This window comes from Oryzicola mucosus (assembly GCF_014534685.1).
Classification (GTDB): Bacteria; Pseudomonadota; Alphaproteobacteria; order Rhizobiales; family Rhizobiaceae; genus Oryzicola; species Oryzicola mucosus.
Genome location: NZ_JACVVX010000005.1, coordinates 269,642 through 286,001 on the forward strand (window position 1 = coordinate 269,642; position 16,360 = coordinate 286,001).

Below are 16,360 nucleotides of genomic sequence, written 5' to 3' on the forward strand. Positions count from 1 at the left end.
GCCGCGTAATCTGCCGTGATCACGTAACGGATTGAGAAGTAACGAAAAATTCCGGGTCGATACAATCGCGTAACACCCGCTCCGCGCGGGTGTCTCACCTTGTCAAGAAGGCCGTGTTTCAAGCCGGCGGCAGACGCACCGTGACATCGAACTCACCTATGCCCTGCAAGGCAAAGCCGTCGGCTTCCGAGGCTTTGCCGCCGACTTCGACAGTCATAGCGGTGGTGGTGCTATCGCGCGTAACCCGCAACCTGTAGGTGCCGTCCGCCGCTTTGAGCGTGGCGGAATAGCCATCCCAATGGCTCGGAATTCTCGGCGTCAGCGTAATGCGGTCCCCCTTGCGGCCGATACCGAGGATACCTTCGACGCCCGCACGGTAAAGCCATCCAGCGGAGCCGGTGTACCAGGTCCAGCCGCCCCTGCCCTTTTTGAAGTCCTCGCCATAGACGTCGGCGGCAACGACATAGGGTTCCACGCGGTAGCGTTCCGCCTCCGCCTCATCCGGCGCGTGATTGACTGGATTGAGCATGGCAAAGCAGCGATAGGCATCATCGACCCGCCCCATTTCGGCAAGTGCAATGACGAACCACGTCGCCGCGTGGGTATATTGACCGCCATTCTCGCGCACGCCCGGCGGATAGCTCTTGATATAACCGGGATCCTGTTCGGTGCCCGAGAAGGGCGGCGTAAACAGCTTGATCGCCTTGGCCTCGTCGTCAACGAGTTGTTCGAAGACCTGCTCGATGGCGATCTTGGCCCGCTCCGGGTCACCCTGGCCCGACAAGACGCTCCACGACTGCGCGATGGAATCAATCTGGCACTCGTCCGAGTCGCGCGAGCCCAAGGGCGTGCCGTCGTCGAAGCTGCCACGGCGGTACCATTGGCCATCCCAGGCAGTGGTTTCGATGGCGGTCTTCAGCTTCGCGGCATGGTCTTTCCACCGCTTGGCATTGGCCTTGTCGCCGCGCTCACGACCGATGACGCCGAAATCGCCGAGCGTCTTGAGCAGGAACCAGGCAAGCCATACGCTTTCGCCCTTTCCCTTCTCGCCGACGCGGTTCATGCCGTCGTTCCAGTCGCCACCCAGGATGAGGGGGATGCCGGAATCGCTGCTCCGCTGCATGGCCAGCGCAAGAGCGCGCACGCAATGGTCATAGACGGACACGCTCTCCTCGCTGACCTGCGGCGTGAAGAAAGAATCGTGTTCGCCGTCCTGGAGCGCGTCGCCCTCGATAAACGGCACCTGCTCGTCCAGAAGCGAGCGGTCGCCAGTCACGTCGACATAGCGGGCCACACCGTAGGCGAGCCAAACGACGTCGTCAGAGATCATGGTGCGGACACCGGCACCCGTCTTTGGCAGCCACCAATGCTGCACGTCCCCTTCCTTGAACTGCCGGCGTGCGGCGTTCAGGATTTGGTCCCGCGCCAGCGATGGATCGTGCAGGAGCAGCGAAAGCGTATCCTGCAATTGATCGCGGAACCCGAAGGCGCCGCTTGCCTGGTAGAAGGCCGAGCGCGCGCGGATGCGGCATGCGAGCGCCTGATAGGGCAGCCAACGATTGACCATGGCGTCGAATGCCTTGTCGGGCGTCTCGACCTGCAGCGTACCGAGAAACGCGTCCCATTCGCCGGCAATCGATGTCAGGCGCTCGTCGAAGCTCTTCGCGCGATGTCTCTCGACGAGTTCCGCCGCTTCGGTTTCGGAGCCGGCGTCGCCGAGAATCCACAGCAAATCCACAGCACCGCCGGCCGGCACCTCTACCTCGCGCGCCAGCGCGGAGCAGATGTCGTCGCCGGCCTCGACCTTGTCGGACAAGTCCTTACCCGCGAGCACCGCAACCGGAGTTGCGATGGATCCGTCGACGCCGATGAACTCCCGGCGATCGCTGGTCACGCTGTGCGGCGCAGAGTCGCTCGCCATGAAGGCGACCCGGTCGCTGTAGTCCAGGCTATAGGGGTTGCGGGCCAAAAGGACGCCGTGTTCTGCATTGTAGGTCGGAACGATGGCCGGTCCAGAACGCGCGCGGTTGGTGCCCAGCACCCACTCCGCATAAAGGTAGACCTTCAGCCGAACGGGTAAGGCACCAGCATTGGCAAGCCTGAGGCGCGAGACACGCACCGGATCGGACTGATCGACCACATGGGTCAGGTCCATGGTAAGATTGCCGCGCCGGGCATGGAAGGTCGAATAGCCCTGCCCGTGCCGCGCTTCATAGGTCATGGCAGGGTCGCGCACGACCGAGGCCAGCGGTGAGAATGCGCGGGCGCCGGCATGATCGAAGATGAACACGCCCTCGCCCGGACGATTGACGACGGGATCGTTCGACCAAGGCGTCAGCTGGTAGTCGCGGCTGTTGCGGCTCCAGGTGAAGCTTGCGCCTTCGGCGGAAACGTGGAAGCCGAAAGATGCATTCGAGATGACATTGACCCACGGCTGGGGGGTGTACCGGCTGCCTGCCAGACGGACGACATATTCCGCGCCATTCTTATCGAAGCCGCCAAAGCCGTTCCAGTAGTCCAAGCCGCTGCCGTCCGCCTGACGCACCTGCGGCTGGAATGCAGGAACGACGGCGAGGCTCTTGCCTGATGACGTGCCCTGGGCTGCCTGCGCGGTTTCGCGGAGCTGGATCGCGGCCATTTCCGCACGCTCGATCTGGTCGAAGATGCGGCCGTTGCGCGTATGCAGAGCAACTTGTGCCACGCCGAGCAGCGTCTTGTAGGTCGCCTCGTCCATCAGGTCGCGGCGAACGGCGAAAATATGTTGGCGCGGCCCGAGCTCGCCGCCACGCAGACGGCTGTTCTCGCACTGAAACTCGATGGCCTGTTGCAGGTCCTGCACGTAGGAAGACGCCTGCTCATTGACGATGACAAGGTCGAAGACGAGACCGCGCGACCGGATATATTCCTGGAAGCGCAGCGCCTGACTGACGATCTCGATATCGGCGATGTCATCGATGCGCAGCGCCAAGATCGGATGATCGCCCGAAATGCTGACCGGCCACAGGTCGGATTGGCGGCCGAGGCCCGAGGCGATGGTTTCCGCCGGCACCCTGAGAGACGAATCCGGATACAGCAGATAGCGCGCAAGCTTTTGCACATTGGCCGCGTCGGTAAGCGTGATGCCCATGTGGCGGGTCTGAACCTGCGAGCGGGTCCAGGCCAGCATGGCCTGCCGGGAAAAGCTCTCCGGATGGTCGAGACGCGCAACGGCCTCCTCGACTTCCTTCCGTTCGGCTCCGACCACGCTCCAGAAGGTCAACGAGACTTTCTTGTTTGCCGGAACGCGCACACGCCGCCGCAGCGAAGCGATGGGATCGAGCGTGAAGCCCGATTGACCGGCGAGTTTCGCGCCTTTATCGAATGCCGCCGGATTGGCGATGCTGCGTCCACGGCCAATGAAGGCGCGTCGGTCGGTTTCGACCTCGGTGTCGCGCGCCAGGCCCGACAGGTCGGTGACGAAATGCGCGAAGACGGCCGACGGCTCGCTCGACGAGCGCTTACGCCGTTCCGCGATGATCGTGCTGCCGTTGTCGACGATATCCGTCTCGACGAACATCTTGGAGAAGGCTGGATGCGCCTGGTCGGCGGCTTCGGGCGCGAGCACGAGTTCGGTATACGACGTCACCTCGATATGCCGGTCGACGGACGTATCGTTCCAGATGGTGACCCGGCGGGCCTCGCCATTGCCTTCCGAGACGACGATGCACTCCACCTCCGACCGCACCTTGCCGACCACCTTCACGAAGCTGGCCTTGTCGTCGGAGAAATAGGTCTGCGACTGCTCGCCTTCCGCCTTTTTCGGTTGGCTGGTGGCCGACCACCACTCGCCGCTGTCGGTGTCGCGCAGAAAGATGTAGCTGCCCATCCGGTCTTCGGTCGGGTCTGCCTGCCAGCGCGTGACGGCGACATCGTTCCAGCGGCTGTAGCCGGAGCCTGTAGCAGTGACCATGACCGAATAGCGGCCATTGGACATCAGGCTGGTCGACCGGAGCGAGTGGCTCGGATTCAGGATGATGCGCGTGTCGCCGGAATGGTCGTCCATGTCGACCTTGGTGCGCTCGTCGGCTTCCGTCCGCACGGTCGCAGCCGGTATGTTGCGTGGCGCTTTCTCCTGCAGCAACAACTCGGCTGCCTCAATCACCGGATCGCTGTGGAAACGGTCGCGCAGCCGGCCCTCGAAAATCGCATTGGCAACCGCTGCGATCGTCATGCCCTGATGGTGTGCGTAGTAATTGTAGACCACCGCATGGTCGGTGCCCTCGGGCACCCGCTGCGGCGTGTAGTCGACGGCATCGTAATAGCCGTGGCGGCCGAGAGCGCCCACGGCGCGCAACCGCTTGAGGTTCTGCACGGCTTCGTGCGGCATGAACTGCGCGGCCAGCACCGTCGCATAGGGGGCGATGACGGTGTTTTCCGCCAGACCGCGCTTGAGGCCCAGGCCCGGCACGCCGAAATTGGTGTACTGGTAGTTCATCTCGCGGTCGCGGCCATTATAGGCGGCTTCCGAGATGCCCCACGGAATGCCCTTGGAACGCCCGTACTGGATCTGCCGGCGGATGATCAGCTTGCTTGTCTGGTTGAGCAGCCCGCCCTGCGGCTCCTTCATCACCAATGGCGGCATCAGATATTCGAACATCGAGCCTGACCAGGACATCAACGCACCCTGGAAGCCGATCTCGACGATCGGGCGGCCCAGGCGGAACCAATGCTCGGTCGGCAGATCGCCCTTTGCAATGGCGAACAGGCTCGTCAGGCGCGCTTCCGACGCCATGAGATCGTAACAGCTCTCGTCGAGCTGGTGCTCTTCGACCCGGTAGCCGATGGACAGAAGCTTGCGTTCCTGCCGGAGCAGGAAGGAGAAATCCATCTCGAAGGCGAATTTGCGCGAGCGTTCCCGAAGCTCCAGGAGCTTTGCGCGAAGCGCCTCCACCGCCCTGTCGTCGGCGTGCGAATCCTTGAGATGCGCTTCGCAGGTGGCTGCGAGCCGCACTGCCCAATCGGCGAGGATTTCACTGCGTGACGATGCCATTTCGGTATGGATGGCGCCGGCCAGCTTGCGGATTTCGCCGGCAAGCACGGTCAGGTTGATGGTACGGATCGACGCCATTTCCGGCGCTGACTTGATCGTCAGAACCGAGCGGCGCATGCCGTCGAGACGGTCGCTCAGCCGCTGGCGCAGCGGGCGGAGCTGGCGCCGATCGTCAGGCAGGTCCGCAAGGCTTTCCTCAAGGATCGCAACGACATCGAGAACCCCGTCAAAATCGCCCTGCAGGTGTACGGAAGGCGTTTCCGCCCATTCGGCGCAGGCTGCCGCCACCGCTACGAGATGGCCGGCAAGATTGCCGCTGTCGACCGCGGAGACATAAAGCGGGTACATCGGCCGAAGCGTGTGCGTCTCGTACCAGTTGTAGAGATGCCCCTTGTAGCGCTCCATGCGTTCGATGGTGGTCACCGTCTTGTCGATGCGGTCAACGGCTTCGGTCAAGCTGATCCAGCCGAAATCGCGCGCCGACACCACCGATAGGAGATAGACGCCGACATTGGTCGGCGACGTGCGCTGCGCCAGGACAGGCACCGGGTTCTCCTGGAAATTGTCCGGCGGAAGGTGGTTCTGGTCCTCGGTCGTCAGAGTTTCGAAATAATGCCAGGTACGACGCGCCACGATGCGCAGCGCGTTCATGTCGCCCTGCGACAGGATGAGCCTGTCTTCGGTTTCGGCCGAACGGCTGACGAGCCAGGCAAAGGCGGGAGAGCCGGCCCAGAAGATGGCGAAGAAGAAGCCGACGAAGGCGCCGGTGGAATCGGCGGCGACCGGGATCAACAAACCGATGATCGCGATGACAACGGCGCCATACATCATCGAATAATAATCGCTGACGCCGCTGCCGCTCGACTTGTGCGCCTGCGACGCAGTGCGCCATTCCAGCATGTTCTTGCGGCTGACGAACAGCCTGTAGAGGGTGCGGATGATCGCATCGGCCATCATCCAGGCCTGATGCGCGATAAGCACCACCTTCATCGCCACCATTGCGGTGCCGAACACCACGTCCCGAGCCAGCGCCGTGAAATGACCCTTGGGCGTTGCGTCGCGGCTCTTGGGCAGAATGGAATCGACGATGTCGAAGGTCGGCGCCATGAACAGGCTGAGGATCAACAGCGCCTGCCACTGGGCGGCCTGGGTGAAAGGCAGGAAAGTCCAGCCGGCGATAGCCGCAAGCACCCAGAAGATGGGTGTAATGGAACGGCGAAGATTGTCGATCATCTTCCAGCGCGACAGTGCGGGAACGCCCGACTTGGGATCGAAGATGAAGCTCAGGAGCTGCCAGTCGCCGCGCACCCAGCGATGTTGGCGCGAAGCATCGACCGAATAGCGGGTCGGGTAATCCTCAACCACCTCGACGTCGGTAACCAGGGCCGAACGCGACAGCGCGCCTTCCAGAAGGTCGTGGCTGAGGATGGTGTTTTCGGCGATCTTCCCCTTCAGCGCGCGTTCCATGGCGTCGACGTGATAGAGGCCCTTGCCGGTGAAGGTGCCGTCGCCGAAGACGTCCTGATAGAGATCGGACACGGCGAACACATAAGGGTCGAGGCCGCGATTTGCGGAAAAGACACGCTGGAAGAACGAGGCCTCATCGCCCGTCGTCAGCGACGGCGTGACGCGAGGCTGCAGGATCGAATAGCCGGCAACGATGTGCCCTTCATCATCGAACTGCGGACGGTTGAGCGGATGGCAAAGCTTGCCCACCAGGCGGGTGACCACGTCGCGCGTCATGCGCGTATCTGCATCCAGCGTCATCACATAGACGACGTTTTCGGGAAGCGGCGCCTGGGTCGGCAGGAAGGTGGTGTAGGCGTCTCCGCGCAGAAGCATGTTCAGCTCGTGCAGCTTGCCGCGCTTGCGCTCCCAGCCCATCCAGCATCCTTCCGCCGGATTGTAGAGGCGCCGGCGGTGCAGAAGATAGAAGCGTGGTGCGCCTTCGCTGGGATAGCGCTGGTTGAGCCGGTCTATCTCGGCGCGGGCGTGGTCGAGGATTTCGCGGTCGCCGGTGGCGACTTCCTCCTTGCTGTCAGGCCAGTCCGAAAGCAGCGCGAAATGAAGCTCGCCCGACATGTTGGCGAGGTAGTGAACCTCGAGATTGCGGATATTCTCTTCGACATCGTCGCGTGAGCCGATAAGCGACGGCATGACGACAAGCGTTCTGGCCTCCTCGGGCACGCCCTGTTCGAACTCGTAGCCCACGAGCCGTGTCGGCTTGAGAAACTGCAGAACCACCGTGTTAAAGAAAGCAAGTGCGCCTTCGCTCGCCGGCACGGCAAACAGAACCAGCATCAATACAATGGCGCCAGTCGACAGGCCCAGATTGGTGAGAGCTGCCCCGGTCATCAACAGCAGCAGCATGGTCAGCAGGAAGACAGGCAGCGCGATACCCACCCAGCCGGTGGCGCGAAAGGCGCGCTTGGTCTTCGAAGACAGTTTCGGCTTGTATCCGATGGCCTTCTCGAATTCCTGCCGGCGCGAGCCGACGAGGAAAAAGCCGATATCCGCGTCCTCGGCAACTGCTTTTTCGATCACGCGCTCGGCGACCTCGTATTCCGTCAGCTTCGAATAGCGCGCCAGATCCTCGATCTCGGTGCGGTACTGATCGCGCGACGAAAAATCGAGCGAAGACAGATTCGTACGCTCGCGCAAAAGCAGGTCGACGCGGCTGACATCCTCGAACCAGACCGTCCAGTCCTGGTCGTTGAGCTGGCGCAGGCCACGGATGATGTTGCCGGTCGTCACATTGCCGCTGGAGAGCGTCAGATGCTCGCGGCGGATGATGTCTTCCGCATCCGAACCGGACCGCTCCAGCTCGCTTTCGAGCCACATCAGCGCATCGCCGGCATTTTGCGAGCCGTCGCGCAAGCGATAGAGCAGTTGCGTCGAGAAGGTCGTATCGCGCGCGTGTTCCGTATAGGCGGAAAGAATGCGGCGATCCTGGTCGTTGTTCTCGGTGGCGACGACCTTGTCGGCGACTTCATTGGCGATGGAGCGCATCTCACGCGCGCGGTTGACGCGAACGGCGATGCGGCGAAGGTTTTCGATCAGCACGAAGCGCAGCAACGACGGAAGCGCCCACAACTCGCCGATGCTCATCGGCTCGACCGACTGGTAGCTCTCGACGATGCTCTTGAAACTTTGCGCCGAGACCGAGCTGTCGCAATGGGCGACATAAAGCCAGGCGATCACCAGTGTGCGCGGCACCCGTCCGCCGCCGGGAAGATCGTATTGCGGCAGCTCGCGATAGAAACGGCGCGGAAGGTCGCGCTTGACCTGAAAAATCGTCTCTTCGACGAGATAGTTGTTGTCGAGCAGCCATTGCGCGGCAGGCGTGATCGTCTCGCCCTTCACCTGCGCGGCGTTGGTATCGCGGTAGACCTTGAGAATTTTATCGGCATTTTCGCGGATGCGGGCCTGGAAATCGAAGCTGTGCAACCCTTGAAAATCGGTGATTTCCCGCCGCGCCAGGCTCTGACCGAGGGCTCGCAGGCGGTCCTCATGCAGGAACGGACCTCGGATAGGCTGTTCGGCCTCCGCCGGAATGTGATGGTGGGTTTCTGTCCGGCGCGGGTCGGTCTGGCTATTCATTCAACTATTGGTCCGTTCAGCAGAAAAAATTCACACACATAAGGAGGCGCAATCCACCTAAACCGTTTCAGGTATGGTTTGGTTGCATGACAGCCGAGTAGACGGGTGATAATTTGGATCGGTAGGGTTTGCATGCTCAGACAACCTTACACCAAAAAGCCCGAACACAGGATCGGGCTTTTGTTCACGTCTGGACATCCCAAGCGCCTGCATTTTAAGCAAGGCACCGGACGCTTACAACGGGGTGCAAGCCTCTGGAGCGGAAACATTTTTTATCATTATGTTTCCGCCGGTCAGCTCGCCGCGAGCTTTGCACGATCCACCGCGACGTAGCGGCGATCGATCAGATTGCCGCGGTAATGATGATCTCGACTTTGTAATCCGGCGTCGCCAGCTTGGCCTCGCCCGTCGCGCGCGCCGGCGTGTGGCCCTGCGGCACCCACTTGTCCCAGACGGCATTCATCTCGGCGAAGGTCGACATATCGGCCAGCCAGATGATGGCCTGCAAAATCTTGGTCTTGTCGGTGCCGGCCTTTGCCAGGGCGGCATCGATCTGGTCGAGCACCGACTGGGTCTGAACCGTTACGCTTTCGCCAGGCGCGCCGACCTGACCGGCGAGATAAACGGTGTTGTTGTGAATGACGATATCGGTCATGCGGGGACCAACGTCGATGCGGCGAATGCTCATGATGAAATCCTTCTTTCTTACATGCTGCGCACGGGCGCGCCCTGCTAATGAAGGCCTTTGCCGGGATGTGCAAGCGGCATGGCTAGATCTGTGCCGGTTGCCGCACACGCATGGCTTGATTGGCGGGGACGCCGGTGGCATGACTTTCGCCCAGAAGACCGAGAGGCTCACGCTTCACTCGAAACAATGAGGATCGCCATGGAATATCGTCAATTGACCGAGGATTTTTCGGTTTCGCCCCAGATCGAGCCGGAAGATGTCGGTGCGGTGAAGGCGGCGGGCTTCAAGAGCGTCATCTGCAACCGTCCGGACGACGAGCAGGCGGGGCAGCCCTCTGCCGACAGCGTGCGCGAGGCGGTCGAGGCCGCCGGTCTCACCTTCCGCTATATTCCCGTCGTCAGCGGTCAGATCACACCTGACAACGTATCCGAAATGGCCTCCGCGCTGGAAGACCTCGAAGGCCCGGTCTTTGCCTATTGTCGCTCGGGGACTCGCTGCGCGAACCTTTATATGATGATCCAGCAGAGCAAAGGCTAAAACGGCGGCACTGTCGTTCCGGCAACCACGGCGCCATGCGCCGTGGTTGCCGAGTTGCCCTACCCCGGCGTCAGGCCGCCAGCGGCGTATTGACTGCCTTGCGCGACGCCTTCTGCTCGATGGCGCCGAAAATCGAATGGCCGTCGCTGCCCTTCGCCTCAAGCCGCAGAAGATCGCCTTCGGCGAGCGGCTTCGCCCCGCCCGCGGGCCGACCGACAACAGCGCCAGCTGAAAGCGCGCTGACATTCAGTCTTTTCTCCAGCACCTCGCCGAAGTCAGTGGACACAGACGTCTCGGCCACAGCCTTGCCGTTCGATGACTGAAGCACGGAAATTTCAGCGCCTTCGATCTCGTCTGGAGTGACGGCGACAGGCGAAAACGCCGAGACCCCGGCCTCACCGCCGACGACGATGTCGACGGACAGCATCATCAAGGCGATACCGTCCCGAGCCGCATCGGCCTCTCCGACGGGAATATCCAGCGTGATCGCGGCAAGCCCGGCTTGGATCGCGGCCTCAGCGCTTGGCAACACAACATCGTCCCGCGGCCCGATGAAAGCGTCCCCTCCCCCGACACGCTGGTAAGCGCGCGGCAAAGGCGACAAGGCGTCATGTTCGTGGAAGCGCTGCCAGGGAACCGCACCAAGTTCGAGCGATTGCGCCAGCGTCTGAAGATGCGGCACGATGCGGTTCCAGTCATCCAACGCGCGCTGCAGCGTCGGCACCAGGAAGGATGCGTCGGTGTAACGCGTCAGGTCACGCGACACCACCACCAGTTTCCCGTCGCGCGAGCCGTCCTTGAGCGATGCAAGCTTCATTCATTCCTCCCGTAGCGGCAATTGCCGTATGAGAAGAACATGCCCGCATGCGTCCCGCGTCAAGTGCGAAAGCTGTTCTTGGTGGAGATTTGGAGAGCGGGGCCGTTCCCCAGCAATGGACAGCCAACTAATAAATCGTCACAACCAGTCCGTCGTGGCCGATTGTCAGCGGGCCGGACCAGGTCTTGCGCGTCGCTTCTATCCAGTCCTTTGCGCCGATCTCTGGATCGTCGGCCGGGATGAGATGGTTGAGCACGAGGTGTCCGACACCAGCTGCCTCCGCAATGCGTCCTGCGTCCTCTGCCATGCTGTGGCTTGCCAACAGATGGTCCTTCAGCCGTGCGCCGTTGCCTGTGCGGGCGACGAGGCGGTCGACGCCTTCCGCCAGCATTGCCTCGTGCACCAGGATGTCGGCGCCCTTGGCAAACTCAGCCATCGGCGGAAAATAAGCCGTATCCGCCGAAAAGACGACGCTGCGCCCGCCGTATTCAATTCGCAAAGCGAAACAATCGATTACCGGAGGATGGTCGACACGCAGCGCGCTCATCGAGAGCACACAGTCGGAAAACACGGCGCCTTCGGTGAATTCCACGATCTCAACCAAGTCTCGGATATCAGGCCGGCCCTCGTCGACGATGCGGATGTCGATGTCGAAGCGCAGGGAGCCGATGAAACTCTGCCAGTGGTCGCCAATCCCGGCTGGCCCGAACACCGTGACGCGCGAATCGAGACCGGCTGTCCACGCCGTATGGATCAACGGGCCGAGTTCGAGCACATGATCGGAATGGAGATGGGTCACGACGACGAGATCGAGCGCTTTCAGCGACAGCCCGGCTTCAGTCAGGCCGCGTGTCACCCCAAGACCGCAATCCACCACGATTCGCCGTCCGCCGATCTCAAGCAGCGAAGATGTCGGGGATGGCCCACCCGGTCGGATCGCCGGTCCGCCTTTGGAACCGAGAATGACGAGACGATCTGCGGTCTTCCGATGCACGTTTGCGCCCACCTAAAACCCGCCATGCTCGCGAAACAGCTCCGCATTGTCGAGCTTCGACACTTCGATCACCGCCTGGGTCCGGCTGTAGACATTCAGCTTGCGCAGGATTTCGGACACATGCGCTTTCACCGTGGTCTCGCCGACCTGCAGTTCATAAGCGATCTGCTTGTTGAGCATGCCCTGGCGCAGCATGTTGAGCACGCGCAGCTGCTGCGGTGTCAGCATCGCAAGCCGGCGCACCAGTTCCGCGCGGTCGGCACTGCCCGCGTCGGGCGCGGCGGCCTGGTAGTACTTTGGCACCGATATCGCGCCTTCCATGACGGTGCGGATGGCCTCGGCAAGTTCGTCCTTGCGGACCGATTTGGGGATAAATCCCGCAGCTCCATAGGAAAGCGCCTCGCCGATGATCTTGGGATCTTCGTGTCCTGAAATGATCACAACCGGCAGCCAGGGATAGCGCGTGCGGAACTGCAACAGCCCATCAAAGCCCTGCACATCCGGCATCGTCAGATCGAGCAACGCAAGATCGAATGCCGACGATGCGCTCAAGAGCTCCAGCGCCTCGCCGATCGAACGCGCCTCGACCATATCTCCGTCGGGATAGGCGGCCTGTACGGCGCTGTGCAGCGCCTCGCGAAACAGCGGATGGTCGTCGATAATCAAAAAACGTGCGGTGTCGCCGACGGTGCTCATTGCATCACGTACATGTGGCAACTGCGCGGCGTTCGTAAAGCATGACCAAAGTCTCAGCAATCAATGCCGGCTTTTCCTCGCCGTCGATTTCGATGGTATTCTCGGCCTTCAAAAGATATTGGCGCGGTCCCTTGTCTTCCATCGACATCAGCCGGCAGCGGAGCCGGACCCGAGATCCAGCCTTGACCGGATAGAGGAACCGCACCTTGTCCAGCCCGTAATTGACCGCTGCCTGCGTGGTTTCGGGCACGATCCGCAACTCCTGGATCAACGCGCCGATCAGCGACAGCGTCAGGAAACCATGTGCAATGGTGGTGCGGAACGGACTGCGCTTGCGCGCCCGCGCGACATCGACATGAATCCACTGGTGATCGCCCGTGCAATTGGCGAACGCGTCGATCCGCTCCTGATCGATGAGCACCCATTCCGATACGCCGAGTTCCTGCCCGACACTCGCCCGAAGGTCATCGAATGTCAGCGTCCTCTCAGCCATGCGCCAATCCTCGTTTCATTCTGCTGCCTGTTGGGTAGCGGCATGGTCGGGCGCATCGGGATCGCCTGGCGCAGTTTCGCAGCCGAGATCGGGAAACGCAACCGACCGCTTGCCGTGGAAATCGGTCCGCACCACCACCAGCCCCTGCTCCTCGAAATAAGCGAGAAGCCGGCGGGCGCGGCGTGCCGAGTGGCTGCCATAGGCGCGCGCTAGCGCGGCATCCGACGGACAGGGCGCCGATGTCACAGCGGCCTGCGCCACGATCAGGAACACGCCCTGCACATCCTCCGGCAGGCCGGATGACAGCGACAGCGCCTGCAGCCACGGCTCGCTATGCGCAGTCTCGCCCTCGACGCCGGATTTGGCGACGGCGATACGGCGGCGGAACGCCGCCAGCGGCAGCGGCTCTCCCTGCACGCGCCTGATGCGGCAGCGCACGAGGAAATCCTGGTAAAGTACGGAATCGGAACGGAAAGCTGCGTCTGGATCTTCGACGATTTCCTTCACCACCTTGGCGATCGCCGCCTCCCGCTCCGTCTCGTCGATCAGCGGGAACACCGGCTGTGCTTCCGGCACAGGCTCGGCAACGACGCGCGAAAGCTGCGCGATGATGTCGGCCGTCGGTGTCGGCGCCGGTGGCGGCGGACGCCGCACTGGACGTTGGATTTCTTCCGGCCCGGCCGTGAAGATCAGCTCGTGCGCATCTTCCATTGCCTCCGGCAGCGGTGTCAGTTTCGGGCTGACCGACCGCGCTGAGGTCTCCACCGCACCGATGGCCACCGGCAGCGGGCGGCGCGACATGGCCGGTCCAAGGGCCACGAAATTGCCACGCTGCAGGTCGCGGAACATCTCGGCCTGACGACGTTCCATGCCAAGCAGATCGGCGGCGCGCGCCATGTCGATATCGAGAAAAGTACGGCCCATGAGGAAGTTCGAGGCTTCCGCCGCCACGTTCTTGGCAAGCTTCGCCAGGCGCTGCGTGGCGATGACGCCGGCAAGCCCTCGCTTGCGCCCCCGGCACATCAGGTTGGTCATCGCGCCCAGCGACGTGCGTCGCGCCTCGTCGGATACTTCGCCGGCCACCGCAGGCGCGAAAAGCTGGGCTTCGTCGACGACGACGAGAACCGGATACCAGAAATCGCGCTCGGCATCGAACATGCCGTTGAGGAACGCGGCCGCACCGCGCATCTGCTGCTCGACGTCGAGGCCTTCGAGGTTAAGAACGACGGAAACACGATGCTGCCGGATGCGCCCGGCAATGCGGGTCAGTTCCGCCTCGGTACGCTGGGCATCGACCACGACATGGCCGAACTTATCGGCGAGGGTTACGAAGTCGCCCTCGGGATCGATGACGCATTGCTGCACCCAAGGTGCGCTCTGTTCGAGCAACCGGCGCAGCAGATGCGACTTTCCCGAGCCGGAATTGCCTTGCACCAAGAGACGGGTGGCCAACAGTTCCTCAAGATCGAGCGGCACCTTGGCGCCCCCTGGCGCGGCACCCATCTCGATTGCTACCTTCATTCCTTCCCCCGGTTGAACCCAAAGCTACCGCACCGACCTGGACCGCGGCCCGTTATCAGCTACCGCCTTAGCATTCCCGCGCGCGTATTGCGCGGCCGCTCTGCCGATACTCACAGGAGAGACGCAGAGGCCATATCCGGCCCGACCACCCCTACTTCTTGGTAGAGCCATCGCGAAATTCCGCCATGGCGGCATCCATGCGCTGGCGGAGAATGTCGAACGATTCGCTGCCTGATTTCGACAGTATAGTCGAAAGCTCCTCGACATTTTCTATGGCTGCCTCGAAGGTCTTGCGGGCGAAGTCGCTCTGGCGCCGATAGGCCTCGACAGGATCGAGAGGCAAATTGAAGCTTTTCGCGGTCTCGGCAACTTCGTCCAGCGTGCTCTTCAGCATCTCGTGCTGGCGGCTCACAAGCGAGTTCGTTCCGCTTGCAACGGCCTTGGCGGAGCTTTCAAGCGCCTCAAGGTTTTTTCGGTGATGATCAATGATGGCTTGGATATCCATTCTCGGCAGGTTCAGATCCTTGCCGAAGCGCGTGAAGATATCCGCGAAACTCTGGGTCTCCGATTTCTGGCTCATGGTTTCCTCCGCTGAATGATGACTTTCATTGCAACACGAAAACTGCGTAGGCGAGATGACAGGCGCTAAGGCGCGATAATCACATATTCTGCGATGTAGAGCAGCACTCCGGCAAGGCCACCGATGATCATCCCGTTGAAACGGATATATTGCAGGTCGCGGCCGATGTTGAGTTCGATGAGGCGCGTCATCTGACCGAGGTCCCAGCGTTTCACCTGCTCGGCGATGAACAGCGAAACACCGCTCTTCTGGCTCTCGATAAAGGCCGACAAGGCAACGACGAAGCCCTGGTTCATATCGGCCCTGATCTGCGGGTCGGACGACAATTGCCGTCCCACCTCAACGAACATCCCGGCCAGATGCCTGCGGATGCGCGAGTCGTCGGCGCGCACGTCCTGCTCTATGAAATCCCGCAGGCTTTTCCACATCTCGCCGGCCAGGGCCTGAAGCTCCGGACGCGCCAGAAAATCTCGCTTCATTCGCTCCGCGCGCCTGGCATAGCTCTCCGAATGTTTGAGCTTATCGATAAAACCGGCGACGAAACGGTCGAATTCCTGTCGCATCGGGTGCTCGGGGTCGGCGCGAACCTCTTCGAGCAGCGACCCCGCCGATGCGACGATCCGCTTCAGGAGATAGGCATCGGCGCGGAACAGATTGAAAACCGAGGGCAATTCCTGCCGAATTTTCTCGCGCATGGTCGCAAGCGCATCCTCGTCGTTGAGGAACCGTCCGACGACCTTGATGAACTCGTCGAGCAGCCTCTGGTGGCGCCGGTCCTCGGTGAAGGCCGATAAAAGGTCTGCGGTCAACGGCGCCACATTGACCTTTTCGACCTGCTCCAGAACGCGCTGCCCTACGAATTCCTTGAGCCCCGAGCCTTCGACCGCAGTCAGCGCCTGCGGAACGAGCCGCCCGACAAAGCGCGACAGGCCCTCGGCACGATCCTTGTCCGCCAGCCAGTCGGCAACGAGGGAGGCAAAATCGACTTGTTCCAGTTTTTCACGCACCGGCGCGGGCGCAAGAAAGTTGGCTTCGATAAAGTTGCCGAGATTGTCGGCGATTCGCGCCTGGTTTGATGGAATGATCGCCGTGTGCGGGATCGGCAGGCCGAGCGGACGGCGGAACAACGCAACCACCGCATACCAGTCGGCGATACCGCCTATCGTCGCCGCCTCGGCGAATGCCGCCACGACGGCCAGCCACGGCCATTGCGCCTGCAGGCTGCGGGCAATCAGAAACGTTGCAAAACAAATCAGCAGCGCCCCCGTGGCAACCGCCTTGGTTCTGCGCAATGCCTTGAGCTTGGCCGTATCGGAAACGGCCTGCGCGGCAGCTGATGTGTCTGGGGAAGCGGTGCTTTCGGAGGCCATCATGGTCCTTTAAAGGTCATGGCGTTATATCGGCC

Annotated in this window: 10 protein-coding genes; 1 reads left to right on the top strand and 9 read right to left on the bottom strand. The window is 61.9% G+C overall.

Annotation, left to right across the window (positions count from 1 at the left end):
- Positions 1-118: 118 nt before the first annotated feature.
- Positions 119-8,629, bottom strand: a complete 8,511-nt coding sequence (locus tag ICI42_RS17125; RefSeq protein WP_188165804.1) for a GH36-type glycosyl hydrolase domain-containing protein — start codon at positions 8,627-8,629, stop codon at positions 119-121.
- A gap of 343 nt (positions 8,630-8,972) precedes the next feature.
- On the bottom strand, positions 8,973-9,317 hold the full coding sequence (locus ICI42_RS17130; RefSeq protein WP_188165805.1) for a RidA family protein: 345 nt from the start codon (positions 9,315-9,317) through the stop codon (positions 8,973-8,975).
- Between the two features lie 198 nt (positions 9,318-9,515).
- Between ICI42_RS17130 and ICI42_RS17135 the strand changes: the two genes are divergently transcribed.
- Positions 9,516-9,854, top strand: coding sequence for a TIGR01244 family sulfur transferase (locus ICI42_RS17135; RefSeq protein ID WP_188165806.1), 339 nt, complete (start codon positions 9,516-9,518; stop codon positions 9,852-9,854).
- A 70-nt stretch (positions 9,855-9,924) separates the two neighbouring features.
- Here the strand turns inward: ICI42_RS17135 and ICI42_RS17140 are convergent, their stop codons facing one another.
- The 7 genes from ICI42_RS17140 to ICI42_RS17170 form a co-directional block, all read right to left on the bottom strand.
- The gene (locus tag ICI42_RS17140) at positions 9,925-10,671 is read right to left on the bottom strand and encodes a fumarylacetoacetate hydrolase family protein (RefSeq protein ID WP_188165807.1); all 747 of its coding nucleotides are present in this window, start codon (positions 10,669-10,671) and stop codon (positions 9,925-9,927) included.
- 127 nt (positions 10,672-10,798) lie between these two features.
- Positions 10,799-11,665 carry an MBL fold metallo-hydrolase gene (locus tag ICI42_RS17145; protein WP_188165808.1) on the bottom strand — a complete coding sequence of 289 codons (867 nt, stop codon included), beginning with the start codon at positions 11,663-11,665 and terminating at the stop codon, positions 10,799-10,801.
- Positions 11,666-11,677: 12 nt separating this feature from the next.
- On the bottom strand, positions 11,678-12,361 hold the full coding sequence (locus ICI42_RS17150; RefSeq protein WP_188165809.1) for a response regulator: 684 nt from the start codon (positions 12,359-12,361) through the stop codon (positions 11,678-11,680).
- A gap of 4 nt (positions 12,362-12,365) precedes the next feature.
- A complete protein-coding gene (locus ICI42_RS17155; RefSeq protein WP_188165810.1) occupies positions 12,366-12,854 on the bottom strand; it encodes a MaoC family dehydratase in 489 nt (162 codons plus the stop codon).
- Positions 12,855-12,869: 15 nt separating this feature from the next.
- A complete protein-coding gene (locus tag ICI42_RS17160) occupies positions 12,870-14,375 on the bottom strand; it encodes an ATP-binding protein (protein WP_188165811.1) in 1,506 nt (501 codons plus the stop codon).
- A 151-nt stretch (positions 14,376-14,526) separates the two neighbouring features.
- On the bottom strand, positions 14,527-14,955 hold the full coding sequence (locus tag ICI42_RS17165; protein ID WP_188165812.1) for a phasin family protein: 429 nt from the start codon (positions 14,953-14,955) through the stop codon (positions 14,527-14,529).
- Positions 14,956-15,020: 65 nt separating this feature from the next.
- Positions 15,021-16,328 carry a DUF445 domain-containing protein gene (locus tag ICI42_RS17170; RefSeq protein ID WP_407945177.1) on the bottom strand — a complete coding sequence of 436 codons (1,308 nt, stop codon included), beginning with the start codon at positions 16,326-16,328 and terminating at the stop codon, positions 15,021-15,023.
- Between the last annotated feature and the right edge of the window lie 32 nt (positions 16,329-16,360).